Source organism: Streptomyces sp. NPDC048636, from assembly GCF_040650655.1.
In the GTDB taxonomy this organism is placed as follows: Bacteria; Actinomycetota; Actinomycetes; order Streptomycetales; family Streptomycetaceae; genus Streptomyces.
Window position 1 is genome coordinate 303,209 of the sequence record NZ_JBEZHR010000003.1, and the last position, 14,407, is coordinate 317,615.

General features: G+C 73.2%; 13 protein-coding genes. All 13 read right to left on the reverse strand.

All coding sequences use genetic code 11. The annotated features are described in order from the left end of the window. Positions 1–63 precede the first annotated feature (63 nt). Positions 64–1,089 carry a 2,3-diaminopropionate biosynthesis protein SbnA gene (sbnA, locus tag AB0C66_RS11900; protein WP_362436125.1) on the reverse strand — a complete coding sequence of 342 codons (1,026 nt, stop codon included), beginning with the start codon at positions 1,087–1,089 and terminating at the stop codon, positions 64–66. 40 nt (positions 1,090–1,129) lie between these two features. Then, positions 1,130–2,173, reverse strand: a complete 1,044-nt coding sequence (sbnB, locus tag AB0C66_RS11905; protein ID WP_362436127.1) for a 2,3-diaminopropionate biosynthesis protein SbnB — start codon at positions 2,171–2,173, stop codon at positions 1,130–1,132. Positions 2,174–2,234: 61 nt separating this feature from the next. After that, positions 2,235–3,239, reverse strand: coding sequence for a TauD/TfdA family dioxygenase (locus AB0C66_RS11910; protein WP_362436129.1), 1,005 nt, complete (start codon positions 3,237–3,239; stop codon positions 2,235–2,237). A 13-nt stretch (positions 3,240–3,252) separates the two neighbouring features. Continuing rightward, entirely contained in the window at positions 3,253–5,646 is a 2,394-nt protein-coding gene (locus AB0C66_RS11915) for an amino acid adenylation domain-containing protein (protein ID WP_362436131.1), read from the reverse strand. Next, a complete protein-coding gene (locus AB0C66_RS11920; RefSeq protein ID WP_362436133.1) occupies positions 5,643–6,341 on the reverse strand; it encodes a DsbA family protein in 699 nt (232 codons plus the stop codon). The genes AB0C66_RS11915 and AB0C66_RS11920 overlap by 4 nt, the downstream gene beginning before the upstream one ends. Beyond that, the gene (fabG, locus tag AB0C66_RS11925; RefSeq protein WP_362436135.1) at positions 6,338–7,102 is read right to left on the reverse strand and encodes a 3-oxoacyl-ACP reductase FabG; all 765 of its coding nucleotides are present in this window, start codon (positions 7,100–7,102) and stop codon (positions 6,338–6,340) included. The genes AB0C66_RS11920 and fabG overlap by 4 nt, the downstream gene beginning before the upstream one ends. After that, entirely contained in the window at positions 7,099–8,004 is a 906-nt protein-coding gene (locus AB0C66_RS11930; protein WP_362436137.1) for a hypothetical protein, read from the reverse strand. Before AB0C66_RS11930 ends, fabG begins: the two co-directional genes overlap by 4 nt. 5 nt (positions 8,005–8,009) lie before the next feature. After that, entirely contained in the window at positions 8,010–9,113 is a 1,104-nt protein-coding gene (locus tag AB0C66_RS11935; protein WP_362436139.1) for a beta-ketoacyl synthase N-terminal-like domain-containing protein, read from the reverse strand. After that, positions 9,110–10,123 carry a hypothetical protein gene (locus AB0C66_RS11940; protein WP_362436141.1) on the reverse strand — a complete coding sequence of 338 codons (1,014 nt, stop codon included), beginning with the start codon at positions 10,121–10,123 and terminating at the stop codon, positions 9,110–9,112. The genes AB0C66_RS11935 and AB0C66_RS11940 overlap by 4 nt, the downstream gene beginning before the upstream one ends. Positions 10,124–10,159: 36 nt before the next feature. Continuing rightward, a complete protein-coding gene (locus AB0C66_RS11945) occupies positions 10,160–10,930 on the reverse strand; it encodes an alpha/beta hydrolase (protein ID WP_362436143.1) in 771 nt (256 codons plus the stop codon). Further along, a complete protein-coding gene (locus AB0C66_RS11950; RefSeq protein ID WP_362436145.1) occupies positions 10,927–11,979 on the reverse strand; it encodes a beta-ketoacyl synthase N-terminal-like domain-containing protein in 1,053 nt (350 codons plus the stop codon). Before AB0C66_RS11950 ends, AB0C66_RS11945 begins: the two co-directional genes overlap by 4 nt. Beyond that, the gene (locus AB0C66_RS11955) at positions 11,976–13,109 is read right to left on the reverse strand and encodes a beta-ketoacyl synthase N-terminal-like domain-containing protein (RefSeq protein WP_362436147.1); all 1,134 of its coding nucleotides are present in this window, start codon (positions 13,107–13,109) and stop codon (positions 11,976–11,978) included. Before AB0C66_RS11955 ends, AB0C66_RS11950 begins: the two co-directional genes overlap by 4 nt. Beyond that, positions 13,106–14,392 (reverse strand): beta-ketoacyl-[acyl-carrier-protein] synthase family protein, encoded by a 1,287-nt coding sequence (locus tag AB0C66_RS11960; RefSeq protein WP_362436149.1) that lies wholly within the window; start codon positions 14,390–14,392, stop codon positions 13,106–13,108. The genes AB0C66_RS11955 and AB0C66_RS11960 overlap by 4 nt, the downstream gene beginning before the upstream one ends. Between the last annotated feature and the right edge of the window lie 15 nt (positions 14,393–14,407).

Consider the following 14,407-nt stretch of genomic DNA (forward strand, 5'->3'; position numbering starts at 1 on the left):
GCATGCCTCCTCGGACAACTCCTGGAAATCACTGGGACCTTCGGGACCTGGGGCGGGGCAGGCTCAGCCGACGCCCGCGACCAGCCGCCCGGACCGCGGCCGCACCGGCTCCACCCGCGGCTCCGGCGGCGCGCTCTCACCGTCCACGGGGGCGTAGTGCTCGGCCACCCACTCCGGGTCGTACACCGAGTCGAGGTAGCGGTCGCCCTGGTCGGGCGCGATGGCCACCGCGGTGAGCCGTTCACCGCCCGGCCGCGCCGCCAGCCAGCGCCGGGCGCCGCTCACCACCGTGCCGGTCGAGCCGCCGAAGAGGAAACCGCGGCGGGCCATCGTGCGGCAGGTCTCGATCGTCTCCCGCTCCTCCACCAGCACCACGTCGTCGACCAGTTCGGTGTCCAGCAGCGGCGGCCGCACCCCGGCGCCGAGCCCCGGGATCAGCCGCCGCGCGGGCGGTCCGCCGAAGGTCACCGAGCCGACCGAGTCCACCGCGACCACCGTGACCGAGCGGCGGTGCTCCCAGAACCAGCGGGCGCAGCCCATCAGGGTGCCGGTGGTGCCCGCGCCGACGAACACCACGTCCAGCTCGGGGAACTGGGCGGCGATGGCCGGGGCGGTGCTGCGGTAGTGGGCCGACCAGTTGTGCGGATTGGTGTACTGGTTGAGCCACACATAGCGGGGGTCATAGGCGACCAGCCGCCGCACGTAGTCCATCCGGGCGCCGAGCAGTCCACGGGTCTTGTCCGGTCGGCTGATGGTGAGCACCTGTGCGCCGAAGGACTGCATCTGGCGGCGGCTCGCGGGGTTGCAGCGCGAGTCCGTGACACACAGGAAGCCATAGCCCCGGCTGGCCGCGATCATGCTGAGCGCGATGCCGAGGTTGCCGGAGGAGGACTCGACGAGGACCGAACCCGGGGTCAGCACCCCGTCGCGTTCGGCGGCGAGCACCATCTCCCGGGCGGCCTTCAGCTTCACCGATCCCGCGAAGTTGAAGCTCTCGCACTTGAGGAAGACAGGGATGTCGCACACCGCGGCGAGATCCACATAGAGGTCCTCCATGTTGATCTCGTGCGGGGCTTGGATTACGGGCACTTCATCACCGCGATTCGTTGGGTACGCCGCTGTCCGGCGCTTACGAGCCGGCCCGCCCGTAGCGGCTGAGCTCGTGGAAGAAACCGTCCACGACCGAGAGTTCGCCCGCGCGGGCCAGCCGGTCGTGGACGAAGCGGCCGAGCGCGATGTCGAGCACGCCCAGGCCGAACGGGGAGAACACCAGCGGACGGTCGGCGGGCAGCTCCACCCGGCCCTCCAGCACGTCGTACAGGGTCCCGGCGATGAAGTCCCGGTTGCCGGTGAGCTGTTCCACCAGATGCGGGGAGGTGTCCGCCTTCAGGCAGTGGTCCACATCGTCGACCACATTGGTGGCGCCGAGCAGGATCTCGGGGGCCAGGTCGCGCAGCGACACATGGAGCACCAGCGGGTTGTGCGCGAACCAGGCCGGGTCGTGGATATGCGGGGCGCCCGCCACCGTCGCGAACACCACCAGGTCGCTGGCCTCGATCAGCTCGCGCGCGGAGCCGTGCACCACCGACGGGGCGGCGCCGGGGCCCGAGCCGAGGTATCCGGCGAAGCCCTGGGCGTGCTGGTCGGACAGGTCGAAGACGCCGACCTCGTCGAAGCTCCAGCCGGTCGCCACCAGATAGGTGTGGATGTAGCGGGCGATCAGCCCGGTGCCGATGAAGCCGATCCGCCGGGGACGGTCACCCCGGGTGAGCTTGTCGGCGGCCAGCGCCGCCGAGGCCGCGGTGCGCGCCGCGGAGATGATCGAGGACTCCAGACAGGCGAACGGATAGCCGGTGTCGTGGTCGTTGAGGATCAGCACGGCCGAGGCGCGCGGAATGCCCGCCGCCACGTTCTCCGGGAAGCTGGAGATCCACTTCAGTCCGTCGGTGGGCCGCTCACCGCCGACCGAGGCGGGCAGCGCGATGATCCGCGAGCTGGGCCGGTCGGGGAAGCGCAGGAAGTACGACGGCGGGTTGACGGTCCGCTGCTCGCCGTGCAGCCGGTAGACCTCCTCGACCAGGTTCAGGACCTGCTTCTCGTGGCCCGAGAGCACGTGGTCCACCTGGGCTCCGGAGATGACGGCGAAGGGCGGCACGCCGGACTGCGGGGACATGTGGGGCTCCATCCATGACGTCGGTGGTGGTGGCGGGGGTGGCCGGTGGTGCGGGCCGGGCTCAGACCGGGTCGGGGAGGAGCACCGGATCGCCGAGCACCACGGCGATCTCGCGCTCCCCCTCGAAGGGTTCGCGGCTGTGCGCCATCCGCAGGTTGTCCACGACCATCAGATCCCCGGCCTGCCAGGGCTCCCGGCGGGTGTGCTTCTCGTAGACGGCGTTGATGGCCAGCACGGTGTCCTCGGCGATGGCGCCGCCGTCCCCGTAACGGCTGTTGAACGGCAGCCCGTCGGCGCCGAACTCGAAGGTCAGGTACTCGCGGATGACCGGGTCCAGCGTCCATTCGTTGAGGAACGCGATCTGGTTGAACCAGCCGCGGCGGCCGTCGGCGGGATGGCGCAGTACGGCGGCCGAGCGCTGACGGGTGCGCAGATCGCCGCCCGGCCGCCACTCGGTCTCGATACCGCGGTCGGCGCAGTACGCGTCGATGGCCTCGCGGGACGCGGCGCCGAAGGACTCCTCCCGGCCCACGCCCACGGTGTCGGTGTAACTGCGGTCCAGCCGCCAGCCGGTCCGCTCGAACCGCTCGACCAGCGCCGGGTCCAGCGCCGCCAGCACCGTCCGGGAGTCGGCCACCCCGGTGATCCCGCCGGAGGCGGGGGGCCGCAGACAGCCGAAGAGCAGGGTGGCGGGCACCTCGCGGCGGTAGCTCAGCTCGTGGTGCATACACATCGGCTGGTCCGGCGGCCACTCCGAGGAGGAGTACACCCCGTCGGCGAGGCGCCGCCGGGTGGCGAACCCCTCCCGCTCGGCCATCACCTGGTCCAGCAGTTCCTCACCGACCCTGCCCACCGCGGCCGCGTCGGCGAGGCCGAGCCCGCGCACCAGCACCGCACCGTGTTCGGCCACGGCGGCGCGCAGGGCGGTGCGGTGGGCGGCGGCCCAGGCGGCGGGGTCGGCGGGCGGCGGACCGTCGAGCCGGAGGACGGCGGGGCGGTCGGCCAGGACCTCCGCCGGGGGAAGCCCCGCCGAGGGAAGCCCGGTCGGGGAAGGGTGCACAGCCATCGTCGGGATGTCCTCACGTCTCGGGGGCGGCGTCGATCAGGGCGGCCAGCTCGGCCAGTACGGGGACGCGGTGGATCTCCTTGAGCGTGAACCGGCGCTCCATGAGGACGATCAGCCGCACCGCGGAGAGCGAGGTACCGCCCCGGTCGAAGAAGTTCTCGGCGCGCCCGATCTCCTCGGCGGGCACCTTCAGCACCTCGGCCCAGGCCCGTGCCAGCAGCCGTTCGGTGGCGGTGCGCGGGGGCTCGTGGCCGGTGCCGGTGGCGCCGCCGCTGTCCTCGAGTTCGGCGGCCAGCGCGCGCAGCGCCTTCTTGTCGATCTTGCCGTTGCCGGTGAGCGGCAGCGGCTCCAGCCGTTCGATCCGGCGCGGCACCATATAGCCGGGCAGCACCTGCTCCAGCTGTTTGCGCAGGACGTCGGCGGGTTCGGCGGAGCCGGACTGGAAGGCCACCAGCTGCTTTCCGGCGTCCGGGGTCTCGATGACCACCACCGCCCCGTCCCGTACCCCGGGGAGCCTCAGCAGCTGGTTCTCGATCTCGCCGATCTCGATCCGGAAGCCCCGGATCTTGACCTGGGCGTCCCGGCGGCCGAGGAACTCCAGCTTGCCGTCGGGCAGCCAGCGGCCGAAGTCACCGGAGCGGTAGAGCCGCCGGTCCGGCCGGTGGGGATCGGTGGTGAACGCCTGGGCGGTGCGCTCGGGGTCGTTGACATAGCCGCGGCCCACACAGATCCCGGAGAACACGATCTCGCCGGGGGCGCCGAGCGGCACCGGCCGGAGCTGTTCGTCCACCACGTACACGGTGACGTTGCCGACCGGCGGGCCCAGCGGTACGGAGTCCCGTTCGGGCACCTCCGTCATCACCTCGTGGTTGGTGTCGTCGCTGGTCTCCGTCAGCCCGTAGGCGTTCATCAGGGCGATCCGCGGGAAGCGGGCGAACCAGCGGACGGCCAGTTCCTTCTTCAGCGCCTCACCGGTCACGGAGACACAGCGCAGCGCGGGAAGTTCACGCGGTCTGCTCTCCAGCCGGGACAGCACCACCTCGAGATAGGAGGGCACCGCCTGGACCACCGCGACCTCGCCGCGCTCGAGGGTGTCGAGATAGCGGTCGACGTCGAGGACGGCGTCCTGTTCGACGATGAGCGTGCGCCCGCCCACCACCAGCGCCGCCACCAGCTGCCACAGCGAGATGTCGAAGGACTGCGGGGCGGTCTGCGCCACCACCTGTCCCTCGGTGATCGACTGGTCGTCGATCTTGGCGTAGAGGTGGTTGACGAAGCCGCCGTGTTCACACATCGCGCCCTTGGGCTCACCGGTGGAGCCCGAGGTGAAGTAGAGATAGGCCAGCCGGTCGGGGCCGATGTCCAGCCCCGGGTCGGTGTCCGGGTGCCCCTCGGCGCAGGCGTCCCGCACCGTCAGCAGCTCCACGCCTTCGGGCGCGGCCCGCCGGAGATGGCCGGGGCCGCCGGGCTCGGTGAGCACCAGCCGGCATCCGGCGCGGACCAGGGTGCGGTGCATCCGGTCGGCGGGCGCGGCCGGTTCGACGGGCAGATACCCGGCCCCGGCCTTGAACACCCCGATGACCGCGGCCATCCAGTCGAGGTTCCGCTCGGTGACCACGGCGACCACGGCCTCCTCGCCGAGGCCGCGGGCGAGCACCGCGTGGGCGATCCGGTTGGCGCGCGCGTTGAGTTCGGCGTAGGTCAGGCTCGCTCCGGCGTGCACGGCGGCGATGTCCCCGGGGCGGAGGGCCACCTGCTCCTCGAACAGCTCGTGGAACCGCCGGTCGGGCAGGGCGCGTTCGGGCCCGGACATCCCGGTGAGCTGGTGGCGCAGCTCCTCCACGGAGAGCAGGGTGCGGGCCCGGCAGGGTGCGTCGGGCTCGGTGGCCAGCCGCTCCAGCGCGGTCAGGTAGTAGCCCGCGATCCGTTCGGCGGCGGCGGTGTCCAGCACCCCGGCGCGGTGGCGCAGCCGCAGCTCGGCGCCGCCGGGTGCGAGGTGGAGGGAGACGGTGAGCACCACCGGGGACCCCTCGGCGGGGGTGAACCGGCCGCCGCTGAGGTCGAGCACCGTCTCGTACGGCGCCTCGTCCGGCCGGGGCGCGGCGGAGTTCCGCAGGAGCTGGCGCCAGCTCTCGTCACCGGCGGCGACCCGCACCCCGATCGGGGCGGTCTCGCCCAGTGCCACCCAGCCGGTGGTGAGCTCCTGTTCGCCGCTGAGCGCGCCGAGCACCGCGGTGTGCGCGGCCAGGGCCGCGGCCTGCCAGCCGCAGCCGGTGCGCCGGGCCCGCAGCCGTACGGCGGCCAAGAGCCGCGCCGGGAGCGGCCGGGAGGTCTCGGCGGTGCGTACGGCGGCCGGGCCGGTCTCCAGCGACCAGCGGGGGACGGTCCGCCCGGGTTCGGCGCTCATGACGGGGTCCTCTCCAGCCGGTCGTCGGCGGCGGCGGCCCGGGCGGTGGCGAAGGGGGCGTCCGAGACGCCGTCCCACGCGGTGCCGCGCACCGCCGCCACGAACGCCGAGACCCGCTCGGCGCCCCAGAACCCCTCCCGCCCGTGCACGAAGTACGGCACCCCGAAGGCGTCGTCCTGGTACGCGGCGGCCAGGCAGGCCACGCCCTTGGCGCGCAGCCGTTCATCGTCCACGGCGTCGGCGATGCCCGGGTCCAGGCCCAGTTCACCGGCGATGAGGGTGATGGTGGCCCGGTCCGCCAGATCCAGCCCGCGGTTCCAGCGGGCCCGGTAGGCGGCGGCCACGAACTCCCTGCCGCGGCCCGCCTCCTCGGCCGCCAGATAGGCCAGATGCGACACCTCCCAGTGCGGCGCCCGGTCCACCGGCCAGGTCACCTGCCAGCCGCGGGCGTGGGCCCAGCGGCGGGCGTCGCGCAGGATGTAGAAGTTCTTGGCCCGCGACATGGGGACCACGGGCAGGGTGATGCCCTCGTCGGCGAGCAGCTTCTCGGACGCGGCGTCGGGCTCCCAGTACGGGATCCACCGGATGGTGTCCAGGACGTCCGGGTAGCGCTCGCTCAGATCCCGGTAGGCGAACCACGAGTACGGGCTGCGCAGCGAGAAGTACCAGCGGGGCTGTTTGTCACGGCGGCTCACAGCACGATCCCCCCGTCGATGTGGACCACGGATCCGGTGATGTATCCGGCGCGCTCCCCGGCCAGGAAGGCCACCAGGTCGGCGACCTCCTCCGGGGCGCCCATCCGGCCGAGCGTCACGCCCGCGAGCGCCTTGTCGCGCGCGGTGCCGTCGACGGCCGCCACCATGTCGGTGTCGATGAAGCCGGGCGCCACGACGTTGACGCGTACGCCGTAGCGGCCGATCTCCTTGGCCAGCGAACGGGAGAAGCCGATGATCCCGGCCTTGGATGCGGCGTAGTTGGTCTGGCTGGCGTTGCCGTGCACCCCGGCCACCGAGGAGATGTTGACCAGGGCGCCGGAGCGCCGCTTCATCATGGAGAAGGCGACCGAGCGGCAGACGTGGAACACCCCGTCGAGATTGGTGCCGACCACCGAGCGCCAGTCGTCGTCGCTCATCATCACCATCGCCTTGTCGCGGGTGATCCCGGCGGAGGTGACACCGACCTGGACCGGGCCCAACTCCCGTTCGGCGCGCGCCACCCAGGCCCGTACGGCGTCCGGGTCGCAGACGTCCACCCGCTCGGCCAGCACCCGGGCGCCCAGCGCCTCGGCCTCCTTGGCGAGGAGTTCGGCGGCCTCGGGCCGGGAGTGGTAGCAGAAGGCGACGTCATAGCCGTCCTCGGCCAGCCGCAGCACCGTGGCCCGCCCGATACCGCGTGACCCGCCGCTGATCAGCGCCACCGGCCGGTCCCCGGCCGGGTCTTGTACGTCCTGTGTCATGAAGTCGCCTCCTTCAGCGCGCCGGCCGGCCGGAAGGCCATCACCATGCGCGCCACGGACATCACCGGGCGGGCGCCGCAGCGGCTCTCACCCTCGAAGATCACCGAGTCGCCGAGCGAACGGGCCACGGTGACGCGGTGCTCGATCAGCTCGCCGGGGTGGACCGGACTGTGGAACTCCGCGTCGGCGACCGAGCCGAACAGCATCACCTGGCCGCGGGTCCCGGCGTCGTCGGCCGAGGCCAGCAGCCCGGCGGTCTGCCCCCAGGACTCGATCACCAGCGAGGACGGATAGGCCAGGCCGGTGCCGGGGGTGAGCCCCGCGTACCAGGGCTCGTTGAGGGTCACGGCCTTGACCGCCGTCACCCGCTGCCCGGGCACCAGCTCCAGCACCCGGTCCACCAGCAGCATCGGATAGCGGTGCGGCAGCAGCCCGGCCACCGCGGGCCCGTCGGGGGCGGTCTCGGCGCCGTCCGCGGGCCGGTAGCGCAGCCGTACGGAGGCGGCGTCACCGCGTGGGGTCACGGCGGTGGCCGCACAGCGCCAGCCGTCGTCGCGGCGGCGCCAGGTCAGCTCGAGGTCGAGCAGATCGCCCGGGTAGACCGCACCGCCGAACCGGGCCGAGTCCACGGCCGCCAGGGCGACCGGTTCGGGGGCGGTGGCGAGCGCCGCGCGGTGGGCGCACTCCACCACACAGACACCGGGGAAGATCGGGAAGTCGGGGTAGTGGCCCGCGAACACCGGCTCGGCGGCGTCGATACGGACCTGTGCCGCCGCCTTTCCGCCGTCCGGAGGCGCCACGACCCGTACCCCGGCGGCCACCGGGCTCACGCCGTGCATACCACTCATGCCGCGCACGCCGTTCACACCGCTCATGCCGTTCACACCGCTCGTGCCGCTCATGCCGCTCATGCCGCCACCAGCCGCAGCACGGCACAGGCCAGCGAACCGTCCCGGTCCGCGGAGGTCACCACCGCGAGCCGCCCGGCAGCCTCGTCCGACAGCGCCGCGGTGGCCAGCAGGAAGGCGATCTGGAAGGTGGCGGAGGCGGCCGAGACATCGCCGAGCCGCCCCACCGACGGCACCCGCGCGACCGCCTCGGCACCGAACAGCGCGGTCAGCGCGTCGCGTTCATCCCGGCCGAGCCGCCCATGGGCGTCACCGGGACTCGCGGCCCAGACGTCCCGGGGCCGGGCGCCCGCCGCCTCCAGCGCGGAGGCCACACACGCCTCCAGCACCGGCCGCACCCGGTCGCCGGTGGCCACCCGGGTGCGTACGGAGAGGATCTCGGCGAGCGGCGGACGGCCGGGGCTGACCGCGTCCGGCCGCTGCACCAGCAGCACCGCCGCGCCCTCGCCCAGCGCCACGTCCGGCTCCCCGCGGCTGTGCCGCTCCAGCCAGTAGCGGGCCCGGGAGTACTCCTCGGCCGCCGCGCACAGCACCGATCCGGCCCGGCCCGACGCCAGCAGCCGGGCCGAGTAGTGGAGGGCGGCGAGCCCGGCCGTACGGCCCCCGGCGAGCGTGGTGTTGGGGCCCCTGATCCCGTACCAGATGGAGCACTGCCCGGCCGCGCAGTTCATCACCGCGTTGGGCATCACGGCGGGGTCCACGTCGAACGGCGCGTCGCCCTCCAGGGAGGTGCGGGTGAAGTCCATCATCGACTCCGCGCTTCCGGTCGTGGTGCCGAGCACCAGACCGGCCCGCTCCCCGGTCTCCCGCTCCCGGTCCGCCGCCGGCTGGTCCAGCAGCCCGCCGACCGCGCTGACCGCGAGAGCGGTCACCCGGTCCATGGAGCGGGTGCCCTTCTTGCCGAGCACCTGGCGGGTCTCGAAACCGGGCACCAGATGGGCCGTTCCGGCGGGCACCCGCCAGCGCCCGGTGTCCACCGGCGCACCGGTCGGGCGGCCCGAGCGGACCCCGTCCAGCAGCGCGGACGCGCCCAGCCCGTACGGGGAGACCGCCGACCACGCGGAGATCACCGGCGGCGCGGCCACCGGGACGGGGGCGCTCATGCCGCCGCTCGCTTCGGGCTGCCGAGGGCCGCCACGGTGGCCTCGTCGAGGGTGGCCATCGCCCACTGGTTGGGGGCGTGTTCGCGGAGATAGCCATGGGTGATGGTGCCGGTGGCGGTGTGCACGAGCTCCCCGCCCCGGATGACGTAGCAGTCCATCCGGGCCGTGTAGAGCAGGCTCTTGAAGACGTCCTCGACGGTGTAGACGGTGTAGAGCTCCTCCTCCATCACCGTCTCGTCCAGCAGCCGGATCCGGGACTGGGTGACGACCGGGATCCAGCCGCGCGAGTCCAGCACATGTTTGATGGGCAGCCCCCGGTCGGCGAGGAACAGGTCCTCGGCCTCCTCCATCACCCGCAGGAAGCCGGACATCTGCACCCGCTCGTTGAAGTGGCAGTAGAAGTACGGCATCCGCCAGCGCCAGCCGAACGCGTTCTCCTCGCCGATCAGCTGGGCCAGTACGGGATCGGTGGTGCCGGTGGTGCCCCGGCCCTCGGCGAAACCGCCGTACGGCCGCGGGACGGCGGCCAGTTCACGGCGGTCACCGGTGCCCAGGCGCGGTACGGCGAACCGGTCGAGCCCGGCGGGGTACGCGGCGGTCGGGGCGATATGGCCGTCGACGCGCAGCGCCACCCGCACCGTGGAGCTCGCGCACTTCACCCGCTTGCCGTCGCGCTGGACGAACTGACCCACGGTGAAGGTGAATTCGGACGCGCCGTCCTTGGTGGCGGGCACCACCTCCGCTTCCACCTCGTCGTCCACGGCGAGCAGCGCACCGAGCCGGGAGCGCAGCTCCACCACCTCGAAGCCGAGGCCGTAGCGCCGGTACAGCTCGCCCACCGGGAGCCCGGCCGTGCGGAAGTGGTGCAGTACGGCCGCCTCGGCGACGTAGTTGATGTGCTTGAAGCCGATGGCGTAGCTGATGTTGTTGCCTTCGAACACCGGCCGCAGCCGTACGGTGGTCGGGGCGTCCAGCAGGGCCGACACGGCCGGATCTGACACCGGGCCCATCGCAGTCTCCTTCGGTTCCAGGGGTCGTTTCCGGATTCAGGTGCCGACGGGGTGCGCGCCGCTGTCGCTCCGGGCGGGCTGGGCGAGTCCGTCGAGGAAGTCATGGACGGCGCCGGTGAACCACCCGGGGCCCTCCAGCATCGGGAAGTGGCCGCCGCCGGGCCGGATCCGCGCCCGGCCGCGCGGCAGCGCGGCGGCGAGCGTCCGGGCCTCGGCGACATCGGCGGTGGCGTCCTGGTCACCGCCGATGACCAGGCACGGGGTGCCGATGGCGGGCACCGGGATCAGCGGTGTGCCCAGATAGGCGTCCAGGAAGCGCAGCCAGCCGTACGGGCCGACGAACTCGCAGAGCCGCTGGGCGATATCGGCCCGCAGACTCCGCTCGATCGGCCGGTCGCCGGACTGGAGCCGGACGCCTTCGGCCATGGTGGCGGGGAAGGACGCCAGCAGCGGCGCGATCATGGACCAGGGGAAGTCGTCCGCCGACGGCCGGTAGAACGGGTTCACCAGCACCGCACCGGCCATCCCCGGCGGCTCCCCGGCCGCCGCGCGGCGGCCGAGCAGCTCCAGCAGCGGTATCGAGGCGAAGGAGTGGGCGACCACCAGATCGGCGCCGCCGGGCACCGCCGCGAGCGCGTCGGCCAGCAGCGCGGCCACATCCCGCTCATGCCGCCAGCGGAGGATCCCCGCGCCGCTCCAGGGGAGTTCGGGAGCGTGGATCTCCACATCGGGGCGCCAGTGGGCGGCGGTGGCGGACCAGATGGCACCGGTGTTGCCCAGTCCGTGCAGCAGGACGACTCGTTTCACGCCGGGCCCTCCAGGGGGAGGGTGACGGCCGGGGGGACGGCGGCGGCCACGGGGTGGGCGGCGGCCAGGGGTTGGGCTGCCGACGCGGGCCGGGCGGCGGCCACGGACCGGCCTACGGGTCCCACCGGGAGAAAGACCGTGCCGGTCGCCTCCGTACCGGCCCCGCCCAGCAGCGCGTACACCGGTCCGGTCCGGCCGGAGTCGGCCCAGCCGACGGCGGCCGCGCACTGGAGCAGCCCCAGCGCACCGGAGCACTCGCCCCAGCCGGTCAGTTCGGCCGTCGCGGCGCCGGACGGGACGAGCGCCGGATCGGGACACAGCCACAGCGCGTCACCCCCGTCCGTCACGGCCCCGGTCAACCGGGCCGCGGCGTCGGGGAGTTTCCCGGTACGCACGGTGGGGCCGAGCTTCAGCCGGGGCGCCGCGGCGCCCACCGCGTCCGTACGGCTGACCACCACGGCCGCGCCGCCGTCCACCACCGGACCGCCCATGAGCCGCCGGGTGACCTCGTTGTCCGGCTCCACCCCGATCACCACCATGTGATCGGCGCGCCCGGAGCGCAGCGTCAGCCCCGCCCAGCGCAGCGCGTCCAGACCGGAGGTGATGCCGTTGCACACCGTCAGGTTGGGGCCGCGCAGTCCGAAGCGGATCGCGGTCTCGGAGGCGATGATGTTGCTGGAGGCGTTGGGGGTGTCCATCGGGCTCAGCCCGCCGGTGGTCTCCCGGGCGATGGTCTCCACCGCCCGGCAGACGGTGTCGGCGTTGCCCAGGTTGGAGCTGACCACCACACCCACCCGGTCGCCGGGGACCCGGAGGCCGTCGGGGCCCAGCGGTCCGTCCGGGCCGAGCAGTCCGGCGTCGGTGAGCGCGGCGGTGGCCGCGCACAGTCCGAGCTGGGTGGCCCGGTCCGCGAAGCGCAGCCCCTTCTTGCCGATGAGGTCGGCGGGGCGCACCGGTGCGGCACCGGCCACCGCGCCGCGCGACAGTCCGGCCGGGTCGCTCACGCCGGGCAGCAGCACACCCGTACCCGTGATCGCCGTGCCCGTCATGCCGCACCCGCCACGATCGCGACGGCGTTGACGCCGCCGAAGCCGAACCCGTTGACCTGCGCGACCCGCACCGGGGTGGTGAGCGGGACATCGCGGACCAGCCGCAGCCCCGCGCCCTCCGGCAGCGGATCGGTGAGATGGGCGATCGGCGGCACCCGGCCGCTCGCCACCGAGGCCAGCGCCACGATCAGGCTCATCAGCCCGGCGGAGCCGGAGGTGTGGCCGGTCAGCGACTTGATACCGGTGAGGGCGGGGCGGGCGCCGCCGAACACCTCGGCCATCACCTCGGCCTCGGTCCGGTCGTTCAGCGGTGTTCCGGTGCCGTGCAGCACGACGAGGTCGATGTCCTCGGGACGGCTGCCCGCCGCCCGCTGCGCCCGCTCCACGGAGGCCCGGACCCCGTCCGCGTCCGGCGCGGTCTGGTGGTGGGCATCGCAGTTGACCGCCACCGAGCGCAGCCAGCCGCGCACCGGACGGTCCGCCACCGGCTCCCGGCGCAGCACCACGGCCGCGGCGCCCTCGCCGAGGATGGTGCCGCGGCGGGCGCGGTCGAAGGGGCGGACGACATCGGGCGGATCGAACTGCACCCGGTCGGCGAGGCCGAACATCGACTCCGTCACCGTGTCGCAGCCCGCCACGATCACCGTGTCGCTCTCCCCCTGCTCCAGCAGGTCCCAGCCGAGTGCGAGCGCGTAGAGCGAGGCCGAACAGGCGCCCGCGAAGGTGTGGGTGTCATACGCGCCGAAGCGGCGGCGCAGCGCCGGGCCGAAGTCGAGGTCCCCGGCGTCGAACGGCACGCCGTCGCGCCACCACAGCTCCAGCGAGCGCAGTTCCCGCAGTCCGGTGCCGACCAGCACCGGGACGTCACCGAGGTCGTCGGGGAGCCCGGCGTCGGCGGCGGCCTGGCGGACGGCCTCCAGCAGAAAGCGGGTGGCGCGGCCTGCTTCATCGCCGCCGTCCGCGCCGGAGCGGTCGTCGATCTCGAAGAGCTGCTGGGCGGTGAAGCGCGCGCGGTCGAAGCCGCGCAACGGGCCGAGTCCGCTACGGCCCTCGCACAGCGCGCCGAAGATCTGGCCGGGGTCGTCCCCGATGCTGGCGACCGCGCCGACGCCGGTGATCGGATAGCTCATGACCCGCCCCCGGCGCCGTCCGCACCCTCCGCGCCGCCCGCACCGTGGTCGTACTTCCCCAGGATCACGATGGCGTTGTTGCCGCCGAAGGCCAGCCCGTTGTTCTGCACCACCCGAAGATCGGCGTCCACGGCCCGGTTGGGCACACAGTCGATCTCACAGGCCGGATCGGTGGTGGTGTGGTTGATGGTCGGCGGGATGAAGCCATGGGTGATGGCGAGCCCGCAGGCGATGGCGCCCAGCGCGCTGGCCGCGCCCATGGTGTGGCCGAGCATCGACTTCAGCGAGATGGTGCGCGGGGTGGCGTCCCCGAACACCTCGCGGATGGCCCGGGACTCGGTGATGTCATTGGCCTTGGTACCGGTGCCATGGGCGGAGATCAGATCCACCTCGTCCGGTTTGACCCCGGCGTTCTCCAGCGCGATCCCCATACAGGCGGCGACGCTCGACCCCTTCGGCGCGACCTGGTGGTACGCGTCGCAGTTGAGCCCGTAGCCCAGCACCTCGGCGTAGATCCGGGCACCGCGCGCCAGCGCCGACTCCAGGCTCTCCAGCACCAGCACCCCGGAACCCTCGCCGGTGAGGATGCCCTTGCGGTCGGCGTCGAAGGGCTGGCAGCACTCGGGGGCGATGGTGCCAAGACGGTAGAAACCGGTGAAGGTCTTGCGGCACATGGCGTCCGCGCCCCCGCACAGCGCGAACTCCACCTCGCCGGAGCTCACCGCGTCGAAGCCGTAGCCGATCGCGTAGTTGCCCGCGGAGCAGGCGGTCGCGATGGTCAGCGCCTCGACGTCGGTGAGCTGGAGCTCCTGCGCGATGGCGGTGGACAGCCGGGCGGCCGGGACCCGGCGCACGGTCTGCCGGTCCATCCGCTCCGGTCCTTCGGCGAGTTCGGTCGCCACCAGCTGGTCGAGCTCGAAGGACTCACCGTCGGTGGTGCCCACGGAGATCAGACCGCGCCGGTCGGCGAGCCATTCGGGATCGAGTCCCGCGTCCGACACGGCCATCCGGGCCGCCGCGACGGCGAACCGGCTGGCCCGTCCCAGCTCCTGGACCGGGGTACGGGTGATCCACTCCTGTGGGTCGAACCCCCTGACCTCGCATCCATTGACGTGCGCGAAACCCTCGACGTCGAAGACGGAGATGGGGCTGACTCCGCTGCGCCCCTCCCGAAGGCTCCGGGTGAACTCGGCGGCGCCGATACCGATACTGGAAATGACGCCGAAACCGGTGAGCACCACACGGCGTTTCACCGCCGCGGCACCGGGACGTGAATCGGACATGGTGACTTCCCTTTT

Excerpts from the sequence above, each read along its gene's own strand:
- sbnB (WP_362436127.1), bottom strand. The coding sequence starts at position 2,173 with ATGTCCCCGCAGTCCGGCGTGCCGCCCTTCGCCGTCATCTCCGGAGCC.
- AB0C66_RS11910 (WP_362436129.1), bottom strand. The coding sequence starts at position 3,239 with ATGGCTGTGCACCCTTCCCCGACCGGGCTTCCCTCGGCGGGGCTTCCC.
- AB0C66_RS11915 (WP_362436131.1), bottom strand. The coding sequence starts at position 5,646 with ATGAGCGCCGAACCCGGGCGGACCGTCCCCCGCTGGTCGCTGGAGACC.
- fabG (WP_362436135.1), bottom strand. The coding sequence starts at position 7,102 with ATGACACAGGACGTACAAGACCCGGCCGGGGACCGGCCGGTGGCGCTG.
- AB0C66_RS11930 (WP_362436137.1), bottom strand. The coding sequence starts at position 8,004 with ATGAGCGGCACGAGCGGTGTGAACGGCATGAGCGGTGTGAACGGCGTG.
- AB0C66_RS11935 (WP_362436139.1), bottom strand. The coding sequence starts at position 9,113 with ATGAGCGCCCCCGTCCCGGTGGCCGCGCCGCCGGTGATCTCCGCGTGG.
- AB0C66_RS11940 (WP_362436141.1), bottom strand. The coding sequence starts at position 10,123 with ATGGGCCCGGTGTCAGATCCGGCCGTGTCGGCCCTGCTGGACGCCCCG.
- AB0C66_RS11950 (WP_362436145.1), bottom strand. The coding sequence starts at position 11,979 with ATGACGGGCACGGCGATCACGGGTACGGGTGTGCTGCTGCCCGGCGTG.
- AB0C66_RS11955 (WP_362436147.1), bottom strand. The coding sequence starts at position 13,109 with ATGAGCTATCCGATCACCGGCGTCGGCGCGGTCGCCAGCATCGGGGAC.
- AB0C66_RS11960 (WP_362436149.1), bottom strand. The coding sequence starts at position 14,392 with ATGTCCGATTCACGTCCCGGTGCCGCGGCGGTGAAACGCCGTGTGGTG.